Genomic DNA, 16,394 nt, shown 5'->3' with positions numbered 1-16,394 from the left:
GACACCTGGCACCCGCAATGAGCAGCACCATCACCTTCGATGCCGTTACCAAGTCGTACCCGGCCGGGAGGGGCGCCGAATCAGGTTCCCCCGCCGTCGACTCCTTCACCGCCCGTATCGAGGCCGGCACCACCACCGTCCTGCTGGGATCGTCCGGCTGTGGCAAGACGACCCTGCTGCGCATGGTCAACCGCATGGTGGAGCCCTCCAGCGGACGGGTCCTCATCGATGACGAGGACGTCGCCACCCGCGATGCCGTGGCCCTGCGTCGCTCCATCGGCTACGTCATGCAGAACGCGGGGCTGCTGCCGCACCGGCGCGTCATCGATAACATCACCCTCGTACCCCGCCTCCAGGGCGCCGACCGCCACGACGCCCGGTGCCGGGCCCTCGAGCTCATGGACATGCTCGACCTCGACCGCGACCTGGCGGGGCGCTACCCCCACCAGCTCTCCGGCGGCCAGGCCCAGCGGGTCGGTGTGGCCCGGGCACTGGCCGCCGATCCTGAGGTGCTCCTCATGGACGAGCCCTTCGGCGCCGTCGATCCGCTCGTGCGCCGCGACCTCCAGCGCGAGATGGCCCGCATCCAGGCCGAGCTGGGGAAGACCATCATCTTCGTCACCCACGACGTCGATGAGGCCCTGGCCCTGGGTGACGAGATCATCCTCCTGCGCGAAGGCGCCCAGGTCGCTCAGCGAGGCAGCGGTCCCCAGCTGCTGGCCGACCCGGCCGATGACTTCGTCGCCCGCTTCCTCGGCCTTGACGACGCCGCCCGCCAGCTTCAGCTCACGGACGTCGCCGAGTCCCGGATCGTCCTGGACCGGGCCGGCCGCGCCGTCGGGCGCCTGGCCGACGAATCCTCCTCGGAGGCGGAGGAACGGGCATGAGCTGGGTCCTGGCCAACCTGCCCACCATCGCCGGGCACCTCCTGGCCCACCTGCTCCAGGCGGTTCCTGCGATCGTCGCCTCCTTCGTCCTGGCGATCCCCATCGCCCGGCTGGCCCGCGTGGCCCGGCCGTTGCGAGCCGTGCTGGTGACCGGCTCCTCGCTGCTCTACGCCGTCCCCTCCCTGGCCCTGTTCGTCATCCTCCCCATCATCCTGGCCACCGGCATCCGCGACCCGCTCAACGTCATCGTGGCCCTGACCCTCTACGGGCTGGCGCTCCTGGTGCCGGCCACCGCCGATGCACTCGACGCCGTTGACGCCCGCGTCCTGGACGCCGCCACCGCCATGGGCATGGGACGCCTGCGCTGCTTCCTCACCGTCGAGCTGCCGCTGGCAGGCCCTGCGATCCTCACCGGCCTGCGCGTGGTGACGGTCTCGACGATCTCACTGACCACTGTCGGGGCGGTCCTCGGTGTGCGCAGCCTCGGCTGGCTGTTCACCGACGGCTTCCAGCGCGGCATCACCGCGGAGATCGTCACTGGGCTGGTCGCCACCGCGGCCCTGGCCCTCGTCCTGGACGGGCTCGTCCTCGCGCTGGGGCGGCTGTGCCTGCCCTGGACCTGGAAGCGCGCCGGCGACGCCGGGGCAGTCGCTGCCGGAGCCTGCGCAGCCGCCTCGAACAGTCAGGAGGGCAAGGCGTGAGGTTCGTTCTGGCCGCCCTGGCCTACATCGCCGATCCCGCTCACTGGAGCGGGGCCATGGGGATCGGCCCACTGCTGGTCCAGCATGTCCTCTACTCCCTGGCCGGTGTCCTCATCGCCGCCCTCATCGGGGTCCCCGCCGGTTGGTGGGTGGGGCACACCGGACGCGGGCGCACCTGGGTGCAACCGCTCAGCGGTACGGCCCGCTCGCTGCCCACCCTCGGCCTCATCACGCTGTTCGGCCTCGTTCTCGGGGTCGGCCTGAGCGCCCCCATGATCGCCTTCGTCATTCTGGCACTGCCCAGTGTCCTGGCCGGAGCCATGAGCGGGGTGCGGGCGGCCTCCGCCATGGCCGTCGACGGCGCCCGGGCCAGCGGTATGAGTGAGCTGCAGGTTCTGGGTCGGGTCGAGATTCCCCTGGGGGCGCCGCTGCTCGTCGGTGGGCTGCGCTCGGCCAGCCTCCAGGTCATCTCCACCGCCACACTGGCCGCCTACACCGGCGCCGGCGGGCTCGGCCGACTCATGTTCCTGGGCCTCAAGACCCAGGACTACGTCATGATGCTCTCCTCGGCGCTCCTGGTCATCGCCCTGGCCCTGGCCTCCGAGGCCATCTTCGCCCTCATCCAATGGGGGGTCACGCCCCCGGGTGCCCGGCAGCACCGGAAGGAATCAGCATGACTGCACCGTCCCACTCGCGCCCCGGCAAGCAGCTGACGCGACGCGGCCTGCTGGCCGGCGTCGGCGCGACCACCGGCCTGATCGCCCTGAGCGCCTGCTCCGACACCGATCCCTTCGCCGTCGACCAAGCCTCGGGGGGCTACTCGGGCGGCCCGATCATCATCGGCAGCCAGCAGTACTACTCCAACGAGATCATCGCCGAGCTCTACGCCCAGATGATGGAGAAGACGGGCCTGACCGTCACCCGCCAGTACCAGATCGGCCAGCGGGAGGTCTACCTGCCCGAGCTCGAGGCCGGCAAGATCCACGTCATCCCCGAGTACGGCGGCAACCTGCTGGAGTACTACAGCAAGACCTCCGCCTCAGGCGGCCCGACTGCCACGACCGCCACCGTGACCGCCACTGCGACCCCCTCCCGCGCCGCCGGCGATACCGCCTCCATCCAGGACGCCCTGCTGAGGACCCTGCCGCACTCGCTGACCGTCCTGAACCCGGCCGAGGCGACGGATCAGGACTCCCTGACCGTCACCAAGGCCACCGCCCAGGCCCACTCCCTGACCTCCATCGGCGACCTGGCCTCGCTGGGGCGGTCCGTCACGATCGCCGCGAACTCGGAGTTCACCACCCGCCCATACGGCCCCAAGGGCCTCAAGGCCGTCTACGGCGTCGACGCCTCCGTCACGCCGGTGGAGGACTCCGGCGGGCCTCTGACCGTCAAGGCCCTCACCGACGGCACCGTCGACGTCGCCGACATCTACTCCTCCGATCCCGCCATCGGGGCCAAGGACCTCGTCATCCTCTCCGACCCTCAGATGCTGATCCTCCCGCAGAACGTCACCCCGCTGGTCTCCGCCTCGCTGCCGGCCATCGCGGCCACCGCCATCAACCGGGTCTCGGCCCTGCTGACCCCCGACGAGCTGCGCTCCCTCAACCAGCGCTCCACTGGAGAGAAGCTCAGCTCCAAGACCATCGCCACCGACTGGCTCACCTCCAAGAAGCTGCTCTGAGCGGCGAGAGGGCCGCGGTGTCCGGTGTGTCAGGCTGGCGGAGAGCGTGCGGACAACGGTTGTGATCTCTTACATGCAGTCACTCTCTTTCGGAAAGTGAGTGCGCGTGAGAGAGTTTAGTTGTTCGTTCAACAACTAATGCTCAAGGAGCTCTCATGTCCGTCCCCTCCATCTCCATCATCGGCGCCGGCAACATCGGATCGGCGGTCGCGGGTCTGGCGGTCAAGGCCGGTGCCAGTACTCAGGTCCTGGTGCGCGACGCCTCCAAGGCCACCGGCCTGTCGGGCGTCGACGTCGCCCAGATCGGTTCACCCCTGACCGGTGACATCGTCGTCCTCGCCCTGCCCTACGCCGCCATCGACGAGGTCATCGCCACCTACGGCGCACAGGCATTCGCCGGCAAGGTCGTCGTCGACCCGACCAACCCCCTGGACTTCACCTCCCTCGACTCTCTCGTCCCGGCCGGTAGCTCCGCGAGCGCCGAGCTCGCAGCGAAGCTCCCGGACGCCCAGGTGGTCAAGGCCTTCAACACTGTCTTCGCCGCCGTCCTGGCGAGCGGCACCATCGGCGCTCGCCCGGCCACTGTCCTGGCCGCCTCCGACTCCGCAGAGGCCAAGGCGGGCCTGCGCTCGTTCGTCGAGGCCGCCGGACTGGCGTGGGCCGACGCCGGCGAGCTCAAGCGGGCAGAGCGTATGGAGGCGCTCGGGGCACTGAACATCGCCCTGGGTGTCACGGAGCAGGTCGGTTGGACCGGCGGCCTCGCCGTCGTGTCAGAGTGAGCCCCGGGTGAGCCCCGAGTATGCCCCGAGTAAGCCTCGAGTAAGGCTCCCGGTTCGCAGGTAACCTGTCGCCTATGCCCGTCGTCGGCCGCTCACACGCGTGGGTGGCCGACGACGGATCAGCGACCAAGCACACGAGGAGACGACGTGGCCGACACTGAGCAGCCGACCGGCACGCAGCAGGCGGGGGAGATGGCGCCCGACCCCTATAGCCGCAGCTGCCCCTCACGCGGCCTGCTCAAGTCGCTCGGCGACCTGTGGACCGTGCTCGTCGTCGGGGCGCTTCACGAAGCGGGCCAGCCGCAACGATTCAAGGAGATATCGACCCGCGTCGACGGTATCTCCACCAAGATGCTCACCCAGACCCTCAGGGGCCTTGAGCGTGATGGACTCATCGAGCGCCATCAGTACCCTGAGATCCCACCGCGAGTGACCTACGAGCTCACCGACTCAGGCAAGGGGCTGGCGGAGGCGCTGGCTCACGTCGAGGCCTGGGCCACTGAGCACCTCGGCGCTGTCAGCCAGGCCCGGGCGCGCTACGACGCCGAGCACTGAGCATCCGCTGAAACGCTCGCCGAGGGCGTTTCGAGCGCGTCTACAGGTGCCGCCAGGTCTCCACGCGCCAGCGCGCGTCCCCGGATGTGGGGCGCCACTGCCCCCGCGGGTCGGAGAGGACCGGATCGATGGCCCACTCCTGAGTGCTGATCCCCGGCGCGCGCACGAGCGCCGAGTCGGGCAGGCCGCGCTCGCGGGCCCGCTGCGTGGCATCCAGGTCCAGGACGCTGACGACGAGCACATCGGGCAGGCCGTCAGCCAGCGCCTGCTCGTAGACACTCCCGCCACCGATGACCCACAGGCGGGGCAGCCCCGCAGCATCCCCGTCACGGGGATCGTGCCCCAGCTCGGCGGCCAGGCCCCGTGACGCCAGCGAGAGCCCCTCGCGCAGCGAGCCGGCGCGAACCGCCCCCTCGGCCCGCCAGGAGCGGTCACGGGTGAGAACCACCTTGCGCCGCCCGGGCAGGGGGCGGCCTCCCAGTGAGTCCCAGGTGGTGCGGCCCATAACCAGCCCGCAGCCCATGGTCGTGGCCTTGAAGTGGGCGAAGTCCGCCGGCACGCGCCACAGCATGCCGCCGTCGGCTCCCAGGACGCCGGTGACGTCCTGGGCCCAGATCATCCCCAGGCCGCTCATACCGCGACCGGGGCCTTGATCGTGGGGTGGTGCTCGTAGCCCTGGGAGGCGTCGATGTCGTCCATGTCGTAGGAGTCGATGGACTCGGCCCGCTCCAGGCGCAGCGTGGGGAAGGGGTGGGCGCTGGGCACCCGGGAGAGCTGGGTGCGGACCTGCTCGATGTGGTTGTCGTAGATGTGGCAGTCTCCGCCGGTCCAGATGAGCTTTCCGGGCTCCAGGTCCGTCTGCTGGGCGAGCATGTGGGCCAGCAGCGCGTAAGAGGCGATGTTGAAGGGCACCCCCAGGAACAGGTCGGCGCTGCGCTGGTAGATCTGCAGGCTCAGGCGGCCGTCGGCCACGTAGCACTGGAAGAAGGCGTGGCAGGGGGCCAGCGCCATGGACCCCAGCTCGGAGACGTTCCAGGCCGACACCAGCATGCGCCGCGAGTCCGGGTCGGTGCGCAGCGTGTCGATGAGCCCGGTGATCTGGTCGATCGTGCCCCCGTCCCGGGTGGGCCAGGAGCGCCACTGCGAGCCGTAGACCGGTCCCAGCTCACCGGAGTCGTCGGCCCACTCGTCCCAGATGGTGATGCCCCGTTCCTGGAGCCAGCGCACGTTGGTCTCCCCGCGCAAGAACCACAGCAGCTCACCCTTGACGGCCTTCATGGCCACGAACTTCGTGGTGATGCGCGGGAAGCCGCGGCGCAGGTCGTAGCGCAGCTGGCGGGCGAAGAGTGAACGCGTCCCGGTGCCGGTGCGGTCGGACTTCGCGGTCCCGTTGGTCAGGACCTCGGCCAGGAGGTTCTCGTAGGCGACGTCGACACCTGGTGGGGGGACGAGCCCCATCTGCGCCAGGGCCGGGTACTGAGCGGCTGACGGTGAGGGATCGCTGCCGCTGCCGATACCGCTCACGCTTCGATCACCTCGACGTGGGAGCTGTCGACGTAGTCGCTCAGAGCGAGCTGGGGCCCTAGCGCCGCCTGCGCTCCCTCGATGACCTGGTTGGCCAGTGCCCGGCCCCCCTTCCAGCCGATGGCGGCCCCGATCCCGAAGGGGAGAAGGCGCCCCAGTGCCAGCGCCCCGCCCTTGGCGGCCGAGCGCTTGGCCACCCGCTTGATGAGGTGGGCGTTGATCGACTTCACCGATGGCAGGGGCATCTGCATGAGCAGCTGAGCCGCCCAGAACATTGAGGACAGACCCAGCTGGCCCTGAACCGCCTCGGATCCCTCCTTGCCCAGAAGGGCGGAGAGGACCAGGGCCCGACGGCGCTCGGTGTCGACGACGTGGACCCCCTGGATCTCCGCGACAGTCAGAACGTAGGTGACGGCCGAGGCGATGAAGGCGGCGCTCTGGCCGACCGTCAGGGCAGCGGCCGCGCCCGTACTGATGGCCGGGATGGCTGCCGAGGCCCCGACCGCCCCCGATGACAACCCTGCGTCCCGCCGGAAGCGGGCGCCGGCCATCTCGACGAGCTCGGCGGCGTCGGCCCCGGGGCGGTCCCGGCGCATCCGTGCGACGCGCTCCTCGATGCGGGAGGCCGGGATGGCGATCGCCTTGTCGAGGGCACGTTCCAGCGCTGTGGAGCGCCCGGAGCGGGAGGTGTTCACAGTGGTCTCCTTACCTGAGTGACGCAGGGGGCCTCGGGGAGCGCGGCCGGTTCAAGGGCCGGAGTGCTTGAGGGCTCAGTCCTCGTTGGGGTCGACGATCGTGGTTGTGTAGGAAGCGCCGTGCTCGATGGTGTGGCCCACGGTGCAGTGACGGTCGACGGCGCCGGCGACCCGCTGGCTGAGCAGCTCGCGCTGCTCGGCGTCGAGCGAGGACAGGTCGGTGACGATCTCGACCTGGAAGGACTCGTAGCGTTCCTCGGCGTCGTTCTTGACGGTCGAGCAGCCCACGGTGGCCTCGAAGTCCTCGCCCAGGGCCTTGGCCAGACGGTGATCGGCGGACAGGGTGTTGCAGGTGGCCAGGGCGATCTTCATCAGCTCACCGGGGGAGAACTCGCCCGGGCCCATGCCGATGCGGACCTCAGCGCCCGAGGAGTTGCGACCGATGTACTGGCGGGTGCCCGCGCGCTCGGCCCACACGGCGTTAGGGGCGGAGGCGGCTGCGTTAGAAGTGCTCATGGCCTGATCGTGCCATGAAACCGGGCGAGACTCGGCGGTGGAATCGGCGTACAGCCCCGTGCTGCGCCACTGGCGGACAGGGGCGCAGCACGGGAATAACGCCGCTGGGCGACGCAGCGCACAGTCAGTGATCCGTGCGTGATCCGCGAGTGATCGGGGCGTGATGAAACGCGAATCAGTGCTCGGCGAGCCAGGCGGCGGCCCGGCGCTCCTCGTCCGCCACGACTCGGCCCACCATGCCCATCGCCTTCTCCTCGATGGTCTTGCCGACCAACGGCACGGTGACCTTGAGGTCGACGTCGACGGTGACGGTGGTGGCCTCACCGGCGGGAGACATGGTGGAGGTGGCGCTGACCTTGACCGGGGCGTTCTTGATCGTCACGTCGTAGCCGCCGGAGCGTGAGCCGTCATCCTTCGGCTCGCCCCAGGACTCGGCCACGGAGAAGGCCACCGCCGAGCGCACGAACCTCGAGGCGACCGAGGGCAGCTGGGAGGGCTGGATGCTTCCGGCGATGGTGGACACGAAGCCCTGGCCGCGCTGGGCGACGTCCACCGAGGCGTTGTCGAGCCCGGCCCGTGAGACCCGCGCCTTCTGGTAGGCGGGGTCGGCGAGCATCTGCGCGGTGCGTACTGGAGATGCGGGATAGGTGATGGTGATGGTCTTCCTCATGGTGCGATCCTGTCATGTTTCGCTAGTCCGGGGCATGTTCCGACCCCCGTGGGGACGGAAGCCAAGGCGTGCTCGTGCGGTTGAATGCGGGATCGCTCAGTTCCCGAACATGTGTCCTGCTTGGCAATTAGCCGGCTCAACGAGCCGGTTCCGCTCACTGCCGATAACCTTGAGAGGTGCCTAATCTTCTGCCTAGCGCCCTGAGAGACGCAGTCGACCTCGCCGAGGCCGACCTTGACTGGATCCACCAGCTGGTGGCTGACTGGCAGCTGATTGCGGACCTATCCACCTCCGACCTGGTCCTGTGGGTGCGTACCCGTGCGGGGCGCTTCATCGCCGCGGGCCACACCCGCCCCTCGGGGGGAACCACCGTTCACCTCGAGGACGTCGTCGGGCGGCGCATGCCGGCCTCGCGTGAGGCCATGGCCATGGAGTCACTGTCCACCGCCCAGATCCAGGACGCGGCTGAGCCCTACTGGACCGGTACCGCCGCGGTCCAGGAGGAGTACATCCCGGTTGTTCACGCCGGTACGCCGATCGCCGTCGTGACTCGGGAGACCTCGGTGGGTGTTATCCGGGGCGGGCGCATCGTTGAGCGGGAGATGGAGGAGATCGCCGAGGTCCTGTGCCAGATGACCGCCTCGGGCGAGTTCCCCATCCAGGGGGCCGGCACCACGATCCGCCACGGCACGCCGCGCGTGGCCGACGGCGTCCTGCGCCTGGACGAGGAGGGGCGGATCGTCTACGTCAGCCCCAACGGGCGCTCCTGCTTCCACCGCCTGGGGATTGAGGGCGAGCTGGAGGGGATCCTGCTGGCTGAGGCCGTCACCTCGATCATTCCTGCTCGTACCCCCGTCGATGAGACGCTGGCCGTGGTCCTCATGGGCAGACAGGCCTGGCTCACCGAGGTCGAGGTCGGGGGAGTGTTCCTGTCTGTGCGCTCCATCCCGCTGACGCTCAAGGGGCGCCGTTCCGGGGCGGTGCTCCTGGTGCGTGACGTCACCGAGGTGCGTCGGCGTGAGCAGGTTCTGCTCAATAAGGACGCCACCATCCGGGAGGTTCACCACCGGGTCAAGAACAACCTGCAGACCGTCTCGGCGCTGCTGCGCATGCAGGCCCGCCGCGCCTCGAACGAGGAGACCCGTCAGGCCCTGTCCGAGGCCGAGCGCCGGGTGACCACTATCGCCACCGTCCACGACGCCCTGAGCCACAACGTCAACGAGCACGTGGACTTCGACGAGGTCTTCTCCTCCATCCTGCGCATGGCCGCGGTCGTGGCCACGCCCACGGGCGAGGTCAGCACCAAGCTGGAGGGCTCCTTCGGGGTGGTTGACGCTGACACGGCGCAGGCGCTGGCCACGGTGCTGGCCGAGCTCGTGACCAACGCCGTCGAGCACGGCCTCGATGGCCGCGACGGCCGCGTGACGGTCACGGCCCACCGTGACGAGGACCGGCTCGAGGTCCACGTCATGGACAACGGTGCGGGCCTGGCGCCGGACACCCTCATGACCGGACTGGGAACACGGATCGTCACCACGCTCGTGCGAGGAGAGCTGCGCGGGGTCATTGACTGGGAGCCTCTGAGCGGAGGGGGCACCGACGTCGTCATTCATGCCCGCCTTCATCAGCGGGCTGCCAGGGCTGAAGCCTGACCTTTCCTTTTCTCGCTGTAGAGAACCACTGGATCAACAAAACGGTGTTCGCACGATTAACCGTGCGAACACCGCAGTGTCAAGAACTCGATCAGTTTTCAGGAGGACCGGCGGGCCCTGGCCGCCCGGCGCTTGAGAGAACGACGCTCGTCCTCGCTCATGCCTCCCCAGACGCCGGCGTCCTGGCCGTTCTCCAGTGCCCACTTCAGGCAGGTGTCCACCACCTCGCAGCGGCCGCACACCTCTTTTGCCTTGGCGATCTGGGCAATGGCGGGACCTGTGTTCCCCACGGGGAAGAAGAGCTCCGGGTCAACGGTGAGACATGCGGCTTGGCTGCGCCAGTCCATAAGGGCCCCCTACAAGGTCATCGGTCATGCGGTTGGCGCCGACCCAACTTGTCAGGGAACGGCGGCCGCGTCCGAGAACAACTTTCACACGACGGGGGGCGGTGGGCAAGACCTCGATCATGAGACCTGTGCCGATACCCTGTCGTGATCCTCACAGGATGCTGAGCTGTTGAGATAACACCACTTTCCTTCATTGAGAATGCCTGTTAAACAGGGTGTTCAATAGGACGATCATTGTCTTCGGGCCGGGGTAGCACGATCTGAATGGGCAGACACGTTCCGCGATAGACGAGTGCCCCACGACCGGGCAGCGTCATCGCTCTGGGGTCGGTGACCGTCCGCAAGGAGATGCCGGCGGCCTGATCGGCAGGGCGCATACCGGGCCACAGCACGACGAGTGCCTCACGCTCACGCATCGTGGAGATCGCGCCACGGAAGGTCGTGGCGACCTTCTCCGTCGAGGCGGAGGCCAGGACCACCTCGGAGCGCGCTAGCGCGGCCTCCACCTGAGTGGCGGTGGCGATGTCCGCCAGGTCCAGGTCGTCAACGACGAGGGGGTCGGAGGCCATCGCCTGGGCCAGAGCCCGCAGTGCCGTGGAGCGCCCCGAGCCGGGAGGCCCGGCGACCAGGACGCTGGTGTGAGCCGGAAGCGTGACCGGTGCCGCCGCGTCTCCTCCCACAGCCCAGGTGCCCTCCGGGACGTCCTCCCAGGTGAGCCGGGTTGGCAGCGGCTCGAGCCGCAGCGTGCGGGCGCCGTCGCGCTCGGAGGCGGATACCGGGAAGTCCGCACGGAGCACGATCTGGCAGGCGGTCGTCGTCGCCCCGTCCAGGATGACGCCGCGCCCCGGGGCGCCGCCGGTGACCACCCCGCGTGGAAGACCGGCCAGAGCGGCCTGTGTGCCGGTGGCCGCACCGAGAACCAGCCTGAGGCCCATGGAACCGGCCCACCGGGCGGTGGAGGCGACCAAGGGCGCGGTCAGCAGCAGGGGAGTACCCGCTGCGGACGTGGTGCGGATAACGGCCTCCAACAGGGCGTTGCCCTGGCCGGGGCCCAGCACCTCATCGATGGTCGCGATGAGTGCGTCGACGTTATCGAGGCACAGCAGGTCCGTGCCGAGGTGCCCGCTGGCGGCGAGTCCCCACAGCCGGGCCAGGCGTCGCGGGTCCTCCGTGCCGACCACCGTGCCCACCCCGGGGTGGGTGAGGAGCTCGCGCATGGGTGAGGCCTCGTCCGGGGCCTGGCCGGAGGCGTCTAAGGTCGGGGAAGCGAAGCCGCACAGGTGCACTCCTCGGCCCGCGCCCAGTGCTGCCGTCGCGGCTGAGGCGATGACTGTGGACCGCCCTGACCTTGAGGCCCCGAGGACCAGCAGCGGGCGTGTGACCCGCCAGTGCCACAGCCCCAGGCTCTGCTGGCGAGGAAGGTCGGTCACGGCCAGGAGAAGATGGTCGTCTTCGCACGCGGACAGTCCTGCGTGGTCAGCAGGCTCCGTGGGGGCGAGTGCCCCATCGGCTCCCTGCTCCTCACGATCACCCGGTGCCCGGGGGCCCCGGAGCCGAACCAGCTCGAGCGCCTCGGCCGCGCTGATCGAGGCGGGCAGGGCCGGCGCCCAGGGGCGCCACGGGGAGGCGTGCCCCTGGGCTGCGCGTGAGATGAGGTCGACGATCCTCTGGACCTCACGTGTCGAGCCGCACCAGGGGGCCTGAAGCACCTGACTGCCAGGGCTGGGAGCACCACTGGCTCCGTCGGAGAGACCTTGCCGGTCAGGGGCACTCTCCTGAGCGCCGCCGGCGCCACTGACCAGGACCCGCCCGGGATGATGACCGATCCGGGCGGCCCCGTCGTGCCCCAGGACGTCCCTGGAGTCAGCGGCGTCGAGCACCCGCAGGCATACTCGCAAGGAGGTGTTGGCCCGAATCGCCGGGGACACGGCCCCCTGAGGGCGCTGTGTGGCCAGAATGAGGTGGATGCCCAGGCTGCGCCCCTGGGCGGCGATACGCACCAGTGACTCCAGGACCTCGGCGTGCTCGCCGGCCAAGGTGGCGAACTCGTCCACCGCCACCACCAGATCGGGGACGACGACCTGCGGTGGCAGGCAGGAGAGATCCTTGGCGCCGTGGGCGGCCAGGATCCGCTCGCGGCGGCGCACCTCGGCCTCCAAGGAGGACAGGGCGCGCTGGGTGCCGGCGGGATCCAGATCCGTCAGGACCCCGGCCGTGTGCGGCAGGCCGGCGAGGGGGCCGAAGGCGGCACCGCCCTTGTAGTCGACCAGGACCAGGGTGAGGCGGTCCGGCGCTCGGCTCAGTGCCAGCTGCACCAGCCACGAGATGAGCAGCTCGGACTTCCCCGAACCCGTTGTCCCGGCCAGCAGGGCGTGCGGGCCGTCCGCCACCAGGTCGGCACGTACCGGCCCCTGGGGTCCCACGCCGAGCACCGCTGACAGCACCGGGGCGCCCCGGGTCGGCGAGTGCGCCTGCTCCTGCCACTGCTCCCGCAGCTCGTGGGCGTCGAGGTCGTGCATGACCGTCTTGAGGGGGACCACGTCGGGGACGCCATCGACCCGGGACGACGACCGGGGCGGTTCCGTGATCCGGGAGCGGCTCAGGTGCTGAACCGCCTCCCACCAGGTCGGTGAGCACGACGGCGCCCCGGCCGGAGCGGGCCGTGTGCTCAGAGCCTGGGGCGGGACCTTATCGTGGGCGCAAGTCACTATCTGTGCGCTGTGAGGGTGGGCCTGCGGGCCCCAGGCGAGGCGTAGCCCCAGCCGGCCGCTCGCCATCTCCCATCCCTCACTTTGCGCACTGTCCCGACGGCCCGCGCGTTCATGTGGCAGGGCTCCTGACGGGGCATCCAACACGGTCACCCGGACCTCGTCGCGGGCCAGAAGCTGGGCACACCACCATCGCAGCGCATTGCCGGCGCCCTTGCCCACCAGGGCCAGGCTCTCGCCGTCGCAGAGCGTCAGGACGCAGCGTCGTCGGCGAGCGGCACTCCACGCGGCCAGGACCTCCTGAGCGGCGGAGGCGGGCGTTGAGCCCTCGGACCGGGAGTCCCGGACGGCCTGAGACATGCTGGAGCGCGCGGCGACGGCCAGCAGCATCGTGGCAGGGTCCGGCTCATTGCGCCTCCACCCCGGTCGGCGTCCCCGGTGGTACCGGCGAGCGCGCCATCGGGCCCCACCGGCACGCCCGGCGCGCCCGGCACGTTGGGCTCGCCGTTGTTGCAGGAAGGGCACCAGACGCATGATCGTCATCGTGACCATCGGCGCCACCATGATCATGCCCATTGCACCGCGGCTGCCCGTCCTGAGCGCGATCACTGCTGAGCCGCCCATGACCAGGACGCAGACCAGTGAGCCCACCATCAACCATGCCGTTGACGAGGCCTGTGTCGCAGGGGCCGCCACTACCAGGTCGCAGGGGCGCCTGCGCAGCTCGAGCAGGCTGTCTCCCAGCCGCAGGAGCGTCCCCTCCTTCATCCTCGTCTCCCGGCGCATACGCAGCCACAGCCCCAGGTGCCAGTAGCGGTAGGAGCCGTTGGCCGATCCGCAGTCCTGCGCCAGGACTCGGCCGCCGTGAAGGCGCAGGCGCAGATGATGGCGGGAGACCAAGGGGTCACTGAGAACCTCGCCCCGGCCCAGAAAAGCGCCGTCCCTGACGGCCATCACCAGGCCACGGTCAGGACCGTCCAGGACCGCGAGGTGCCACGGACCGGCCAAGGCGGCCAGAGCCGCCTCCGCGGCTGCCTCACCCGCCGAGCGCCGGCGCAACGAGGCCGAGGCCTCTGCCGGCAGGAGCCAGTGGAGGTCCGGGACGGCGGTGGGAGTGCTCATTGCTCCAGAATCGCCGCTGGGGACCGTCGCGTCGCCGTCGGTCAGCCCCGGGTGTGGACAACCTCGGCGTTCGGGGATGTTCATGGTCACTGTGGACACGGGCGGATCCCGGTGTGAACCCGGTTGGGGGAAGATGACCCCATGACTGACACCGACGCGCCCCGCGGATCCGCTCTCGCCCCGGCCCCCTCCTCGGCACGCTCCGATCAGCGTGGCCCCGTGGATCTGAGCGCCATCCCCACCGCCGCCCGGGAGCGTTGGAGCGAGCTGGTGCGTGACATCGAGGCCGCCCGCGACGCCTACTACAACGCGATCGATGCCGAGAGCCCCCTGTCCGACGCCGACTACGACACCCTCTATCGGGAGCTGGAGGGACTGGAAGCGGCCCACCCCCTCCTGGCTCGAGCCGGGTCACCGACCCGCTCCGTGGGCGGGCGCGCCGTCACCGACTTCGCCCCCGCCCCGCACCACGAGCGCATGTACTCCCTTCAGGACGTCTTCTCCCTCGACGAGGTCCAGGAGTGGGCCGAGCGCATGGTCGCCGAGACCGGGGTCGGCGACGACGAACTCGCCATGACAGCCGAGGTCAAGATCGACGGCCTGGCCGTGGCCCTGACCTACGAGGACGGCATCCTCACCCGGGCCGCGACCCGCGGCGACGGCACCACCGGTGAGGACGTCACCGGTAACGTGCGCACCATCGCCTCGGTCCCCCTCGTCCTGGCCGGCGACGCCCACCCCTCCCTGCTCGAGGTGCGCGGAGAGGTCTACTTCCCCACCCAGGACTTCGAGGCCTTCAACGAGGAGCGCCGCACCCGCAACGTGCAGCGGCAGGCCGACGGAGCCCCCCTCCTGCAGGTCTTCGCCAACCCCCGCAATGCGGCCGCCGGCTCGCTGCGCCAGAAGAACCCCGCTGTCACCGCCTCCCGGCCTCTGGCGATGATCGCCCACGGAGTCGGTGCGATCACCCCCGCACCAGGGGAGAGCCTCCCCACCCGGCAGCACGAGTGGTACGAGCTGCTGGCCGGCTGGGGGCTGCCGGTGTCCCCCTACAACGCCGTGGTGAGGGGGCGCGCCGAGCGTGAGGCCTACATCGAGCGCTACGCCGCCCACCGCCACGACCTCATCCACGAGATCGACGGCATCGTCTTCAAGCTCGACGACCACTCCCTTCAGCGCCGCCTGGGCCACACCTCCCGAGTGCCCCGCTGGGCCACCGCCTACAAGTACCCGCCCGAGGAGGTCCGTACCCGCCTGCTGGACATCGCCGTCCAGGTCGGACGCACCGGCCGCGTCACGCCCTTCGGCATGATGGAGCCGGTCCTCGTCGCCGGCTCGACGGTGGCCCGCGCCACTCTCCACAACGCCACCGAGGTGGCCCGCAAGGGCGTGCGCATCGGGGACATGGTCATCGTGCGCAAGGCCGGCGACGTCATCCCTGAGATCCTGGGGCCGGTCGCGGACCTGCGTGACGGCAGCGAGCGGGACTTCGTCATGCCGACGCACTGCCCCTCCTGCGGCACCGAGCTGGCGCCGGCCAAGGACGGCGACGTCGACCTGCGCTGCCCCAATACCCGGTCCTGCCCCGCCCAGCTCACCGAGAGGATCGCTCACATCGGCTCCCGGGGCGCTCTGGACGTCGAAGGGCTGGGGGACGAGGCCGCCGGCGCCCTGACCCGACCCGACGCCGGACGCCGCGAGGCCCTGACCGCGCTCGCGGCGGGGCGGAGCCTGGAGACCGAAGGCGGACGGCTTAGCCTCCCGCCCGGCGAGCTCGACTCCCTCCACGTCTCCCAACGGGTGGAGGCCGTTGAGGAGCTCCTGAGGCAGGCGGGGATCACCGAGCAGACACCGGTACTCACCGGCGAGGCCACCCTGTTCGACCTGACCGAGGACGACCTGCGCGAGGTCTTCGTCTGGCGCCCCGTCTCCCGTCGCGGCGTCCCCACCGGGGACTGGCGCCTGAGCCGGTTCTTCTGGACCAAGCAGACCTACGACGCCGACGGGCGGGTCAAGAAGGCGACTGCTCCGGGGAAGAACGCCACCGCCATGCTCTCCCAGCTCCGCCAGGCCCGCAGCCGCCCGCTGTGGCGCATCCTGGTGGCCCTGTCCGTGCGCCACGTCGGCCCGACCGCCGCCCGGGCCCTGGCGGCGCGCTTCAGGTCCCTGGAGGCCCTGTGCCAGGCAGACATTGCTGAGCTGGCCGAGGTCGACGGCGTCGGACCCACCATCGCCGAGTCCTGGGTGCGGTGGCGTGAGGTCGACTGGCATCGCGAGATCCTCAGCCGCTGGGAGGCCGCCGGGGTCCGCACCCGGGAGGAGGCCTCAGAGGAGCAGGAGGAGCCGGCGCGCACCTTGGAGGGCCTGACCGTCGTCGTCACCGGCTCCCTGGAGGGATTCACCCGGGACAGCGCCAAGGAGGCCATCGTCTCGCGCGGCGGCAAGGCCTCGGGCAGCGTCTCGAAGAAGACGAGCTTCGTCGTCGTGGGGGACAAGGCGGGCTCCAAGGAGACCAAGGCCCGCGAGCTGGGGCTGACGATCCTTGACGAGGAGG

At 70.2% G+C, this 16,394-nt stretch carries 15 protein-coding genes; 8 read left to right on the top strand and 7 right to left on the bottom strand.

The genetic code is table 11. The features are described from left to right. Positions 1-17 precede the first annotated feature (17 nt). The 6 genes from AB7V09_RS07325 to AB7V09_RS07300 all read left to right on the top strand — a co-directional run bounded on the left by AB7V09_RS07325 (position 18) and on the right by AB7V09_RS07300 (position 4,606). Positions 18-887, top strand: a complete 870-nt coding sequence (locus AB7V09_RS07325; RefSeq protein ID WP_279013728.1) for an ABC transporter ATP-binding protein — start codon at positions 18-20, stop codon at positions 885-887. After that, positions 884-1,588, top strand: a complete 705-nt coding sequence (locus AB7V09_RS07320; RefSeq protein WP_279013729.1) for an ABC transporter permease — start codon at positions 884-886, stop codon at positions 1,586-1,588. The genes AB7V09_RS07325 and AB7V09_RS07320 overlap by 4 nt, the downstream gene beginning before the upstream one ends. Then, entirely contained in the window at positions 1,585-2,265 is a 681-nt protein-coding gene (locus AB7V09_RS07315; RefSeq protein WP_204472551.1) for an ABC transporter permease, read from the top strand. Before AB7V09_RS07320 ends, AB7V09_RS07315 begins: the two co-directional genes overlap by 4 nt. Further along, positions 2,262-3,272, top strand: a complete 1,011-nt coding sequence (locus tag AB7V09_RS07310) for an ABC transporter substrate-binding protein (protein ID WP_419143363.1) — start codon at positions 2,262-2,264, stop codon at positions 3,270-3,272. The genes AB7V09_RS07315 and AB7V09_RS07310 overlap by 4 nt, the downstream gene beginning before the upstream one ends. Positions 3,273-3,427: 155 nt before the next feature. Then, positions 3,428-4,051: an NADPH-dependent F420 reductase gene (locus AB7V09_RS07305; RefSeq protein ID WP_075415511.1), complete on the top strand. Its 624-nt coding sequence runs from the start codon at positions 3,428-3,430 to the stop codon at positions 4,049-4,051. A 147-nt stretch (positions 4,052-4,198) separates the two neighbouring features. Next, positions 4,199-4,606 (top strand): winged helix-turn-helix transcriptional regulator, encoded by a 408-nt coding sequence (locus AB7V09_RS07300; RefSeq protein WP_081379288.1) that lies wholly within the window; start codon positions 4,199-4,201, stop codon positions 4,604-4,606. Positions 4,607-4,646: 40 nt separating this feature from the next. On the opposite strand, the gene AB7V09_RS07295 is transcribed toward AB7V09_RS07300, so the two are convergent. The 5 genes from AB7V09_RS07295 to AB7V09_RS07275 form a co-directional block, all read right to left on the bottom strand. Next, the gene (locus AB7V09_RS07295; protein WP_419143362.1) at positions 4,647-5,240 is read right to left on the bottom strand and encodes a dihydrofolate reductase; all 594 of its coding nucleotides are present in this window, start codon (positions 5,238-5,240) and stop codon (positions 4,647-4,649) included. Beyond that, positions 5,237-6,130, bottom strand: coding sequence for a thymidylate synthase (locus tag AB7V09_RS07290; RefSeq protein ID WP_419143361.1), 894 nt, complete (start codon positions 6,128-6,130; stop codon positions 5,237-5,239). The genes AB7V09_RS07295 and AB7V09_RS07290 overlap by 4 nt, the downstream gene beginning before the upstream one ends. After that, positions 6,127-6,825: a hypothetical protein gene (locus AB7V09_RS07285; RefSeq protein WP_009747504.1), complete on the bottom strand. Its 699-nt coding sequence runs from the start codon at positions 6,823-6,825 to the stop codon at positions 6,127-6,129. Before AB7V09_RS07285 ends, AB7V09_RS07290 begins: the two co-directional genes overlap by 4 nt. Before the next feature lie 75 nt (positions 6,826-6,900). After that, complete coding sequence (locus AB7V09_RS07280; RefSeq protein ID WP_003789729.1) at positions 6,901-7,341, bottom strand: OsmC family protein; 441 nt, start codon at positions 7,339-7,341, stop codon at positions 6,901-6,903. A 175-nt stretch (positions 7,342-7,516) separates the two neighbouring features. Further along, positions 7,517-8,011, bottom strand: a complete 495-nt coding sequence (locus AB7V09_RS07275) for a DUF2505 domain-containing protein (RefSeq protein WP_419143360.1) — start codon at positions 8,009-8,011, stop codon at positions 7,517-7,519. A gap of 176 nt (positions 8,012-8,187) precedes the next feature. On the opposite strand from AB7V09_RS07275, the gene AB7V09_RS07270 reads away from it, so the two are divergent. Next, positions 8,188-9,663 (top strand): sensor histidine kinase, encoded by a 1,476-nt coding sequence (locus AB7V09_RS07270; RefSeq protein ID WP_070511887.1) that lies wholly within the window; start codon positions 8,188-8,190, stop codon positions 9,661-9,663. A 98-nt stretch (positions 9,664-9,761) separates the two neighbouring features. Here the strand turns inward: AB7V09_RS07270 and AB7V09_RS07265 are convergent, their stop codons facing one another. After that, complete coding sequence (locus tag AB7V09_RS07265) at positions 9,762-10,010, bottom strand: WhiB family transcriptional regulator (protein ID WP_003779481.1); 249 nt, start codon at positions 10,008-10,010, stop codon at positions 9,762-9,764. 206 nt (positions 10,011-10,216) lie between these two features. Continuing rightward, on the bottom strand, positions 10,217-13,939 hold the full coding sequence (locus AB7V09_RS07260; protein ID WP_419143359.1) for an FtsK/SpoIIIE domain-containing protein: 3,723 nt from the start codon (positions 13,937-13,939) through the stop codon (positions 10,217-10,219). A gap of 42 nt (positions 13,940-13,981) precedes the next feature. Here AB7V09_RS07260 and ligA point away from each other — a divergent pair. Then, positions 13,982-16,394, top strand: a 2,413-nt coding sequence (gene ligA, locus AB7V09_RS07255) for an NAD-dependent DNA ligase LigA (RefSeq protein ID WP_419143358.1), incomplete at its 3' end; no start/stop codon positions are given.

The sequence above is a fragment of the Actinomyces sp. SKVG-SVH-4(1) genome (genome assembly GCF_048514265.1).
Taxonomy (GTDB): Bacteria; Actinomycetota; Actinomycetes; order Actinomycetales; family Actinomycetaceae; genus Actinomyces; species Actinomyces oris.
This window is presented reverse-complemented; position numbering and strand designations above follow the sequence as displayed.

Excerpts from the sequence above, each read along its gene's own strand:
- AB7V09_RS07325 (WP_279013728.1), top strand. The coding sequence starts at position 18 with ATGAGCAGCACCATCACCTTCGATGCCGTTACCAAGTCGTACCCGGCC.
- AB7V09_RS07320 (WP_279013729.1), top strand. The coding sequence starts at position 884 with ATGAGCTGGGTCCTGGCCAACCTGCCCACCATCGCCGGGCACCTCCTG.
- AB7V09_RS07310 (WP_419143363.1), top strand. The coding sequence starts at position 2,262 with ATGACTGCACCGTCCCACTCGCGCCCCGGCAAGCAGCTGACGCGACGC.
- AB7V09_RS07305 (WP_075415511.1), top strand. The coding sequence starts at position 3,428 with ATGTCCGTCCCCTCCATCTCCATCATCGGCGCCGGCAACATCGGATCG.
- AB7V09_RS07295 (WP_419143362.1), bottom strand. The coding sequence starts at position 5,240 with ATGAGCGGCCTGGGGATGATCTGGGCCCAGGACGTCACCGGCGTCCTG.
- AB7V09_RS07280 (WP_003789729.1), bottom strand. The coding sequence starts at position 7,341 with ATGAGCACTTCTAACGCAGCCGCCTCCGCCCCTAACGCCGTGTGGGCC.
- AB7V09_RS07275 (WP_419143360.1), bottom strand. The coding sequence starts at position 8,011 with ATGAGGAAGACCATCACCATCACCTATCCCGCATCTCCAGTACGCACC.
- AB7V09_RS07265 (WP_003779481.1), bottom strand. The coding sequence starts at position 10,010 with ATGGACTGGCGCAGCCAAGCCGCATGTCTCACCGTTGACCCGGAGCTC.